This is a genomic window from Kyrpidia sp., assembly GCF_023512215.1.
GTDB classification, from domain to species: domain Bacteria; phylum Bacillota; class Bacilli; order Kyrpidiales; family Kyrpidiaceae; genus Kyrpidia; species Kyrpidia spormannii.
In genome coordinates this window covers 1-1599 of the sequence record NZ_JAILZZ010000121.1, presented here as the reverse complement: position 1 = coordinate 1599, position 1599 = coordinate 1, and the positions used below count along the sequence as shown (strand labels likewise).

At 57.5% G+C, this 1599-nt stretch carries 2 protein-coding genes and 1 pseudogene; all 3 read left to right on the top strand.

The window, feature by feature from the left end; genetic code table 11:
- Positions 1-70: 70 nt before the first annotated feature.
- The 3 genes and pseudogenes from K6T64_RS16780 to K6T64_RS16770 all read left to right on the top strand — a co-directional run bounded on the left by K6T64_RS16780 (position 71) and on the right by K6T64_RS16770 (position 1563).
- A complete protein-coding gene (locus tag K6T64_RS16780; RefSeq protein ID WP_288011392.1) occupies positions 71-388 on the top strand; it encodes a hypothetical protein in 318 nt (105 codons plus the stop codon).
- A 548-nt stretch (positions 389-936) separates the two neighbouring features.
- Positions 937-1089 (top strand): annotated as a pseudogene (locus K6T64_RS17075) (type II toxin-antitoxin system RelE/ParE family toxin); the annotation flags it as partial.
- A 135-nt stretch (positions 1090-1224) separates the two neighbouring features.
- Entirely contained in the window at positions 1225-1563 is a 339-nt protein-coding gene (locus K6T64_RS16770; protein ID WP_288011386.1) for a helix-turn-helix domain-containing protein, read from the top strand.
- Positions 1564-1599: the final 36 nt, after the last annotated feature.

The following is a 1599-nucleotide window of genomic DNA, read 5'->3' as shown; positions in this document are numbered from 1 at the left end:
TTTAGACCCAGCCAAACATACCGCCGGGCCAGGCTGGCCCTTAAAACTTTTGCGGTCCTAGGAAGGTCCCATGTCGGTCTGCTGGCTGTATGTTGATTTAATGGAGGAGCTTGTGGTAGAAAAAGGGATACTCGCAAAACTTACGGACCGTCGGCTTCTCGGCGTGGCAGACTGGATCCACCGCCGCGGCAGGGTTGCGACGTCACGGGATGTCCAAACAAACAAGGTGGCTGGAGTGAAAAGCGCGGAGGAAGCGAAGCGGCTTCTTCATGAACTCACCAGCCGAGGCTTCGTCACCGCCGAGTTGCGCAGAAAGTCGGTAATCGCCCGGCTCGTGGACGAACCTTCAACGGGGGGCGGGATGAACAGCGCCCCCAGCCTCCGATGATGCTTGACTTTCTGCCGGAGGAGGCAAAGCGGGAGCGCCATCGGGTGCCTGGAAGCGCGACAACGGGCATCTCGCCGTCCCCGCCGGCTCCCCTGGAACCCGCTCCTGTACACTGGAAATCGGACCGTCCCACTCCGCTATTCCAGCCCAATCCATCGGTATACGCCATCCTGGTCGATGGGGAAGAATGAGCAGCCGCGGAATCATGGCGGGAGGCCTTGGCTGCCTTGGATGCCGCCGTCCGGGCCGTCCGGACGGTCTCCGGGCGCGCGGCTTCGCGACGGGGAGGGAAGGGTGTTGCGAACGTGCTATGTGCCGGATTGGGCGAGCATGTAAGCCGATGAATTGGGATTGTAGGTTTATAACGAATGCGTTATAATCCGTGGCGATAGTAGCGCAAACAATACGAAAGTGGTGCTCCTGTGTATGAAATTGTTGTGTACAGAAATGCCCGCGGCAAAAGTGAGATCGCTGACTTTCTCGCCCGAATTACTGAAGATGCCGGAGCGGGAAACAAAGACGCGGTTGCTCTGAAGCGGAAGCTGGACATGTATCTGCACTTCTTGTCCAAACGAGGAACCCGATTGGGAAGGCCCTATGTGGATCATATCGAAGGCCCGATATGGGAATTGCGTCCGGGTCGGTACAGGGTGCTTTTTGTGGGGTGGAGAGGAAACAAATTTGTCCTGCTTCATCAGTTCGTGAAAAAGACGCAGAAAACGCCGAGACGTGAGATCGAGAAAGCGAGACGGGAATATGAGGACTGGATCGAACGCCACGGTCCGTAATGAACGGAATTGCGGTTAAAGCTGAAAACCTCAGAGGAGTGAGTCGAGATGGATGAAAAGAAGGGCCTCACAAGAGGCCCCGACGGTTTGCTGCATTGGCAGGATCTTCGCGACCAGTATTACACCAAAGAGGAGCAACAGCTGAACGACTTCTTGGCGCAACTGATTCTGGCGATGATTTTGCGTCGGCGCGAACTTGGCCTGACGCAGGAGCAACTGGCCGAAAAGGCCGGGGTCAAGCAATCGGCGATTGCCAGGCTGGAGACCGGGAACGCGGTGCCGCGCCTGGACACCCTGATTCGCATTGCAGATGCGCTGGATTTGCGGCTGGAACTGGTCCCGAAGGAAGCCGGGAACGAGCTTTCGGCGGCTTTGGCGGAGGTGTGACGAGGGGGCAACCCCTCCTCTTTTTTCTCCTGCTCC

Bases quoted from the DNA above. Each gene is read 5' to 3' on its own strand.
- K6T64_RS16770 (WP_288011386.1), top strand. From the start codon at position 1,225: ATGGATGAAAAGAAGGGCCTCACAAGAGGCCCCGACGGTTTGCTGCAT.
- K6T64_RS16780 (WP_288011392.1), top strand. From the start codon at position 71: ATGTCGGTCTGCTGGCTGTATGTTGATTTAATGGAGGAGCTTGTGGTA.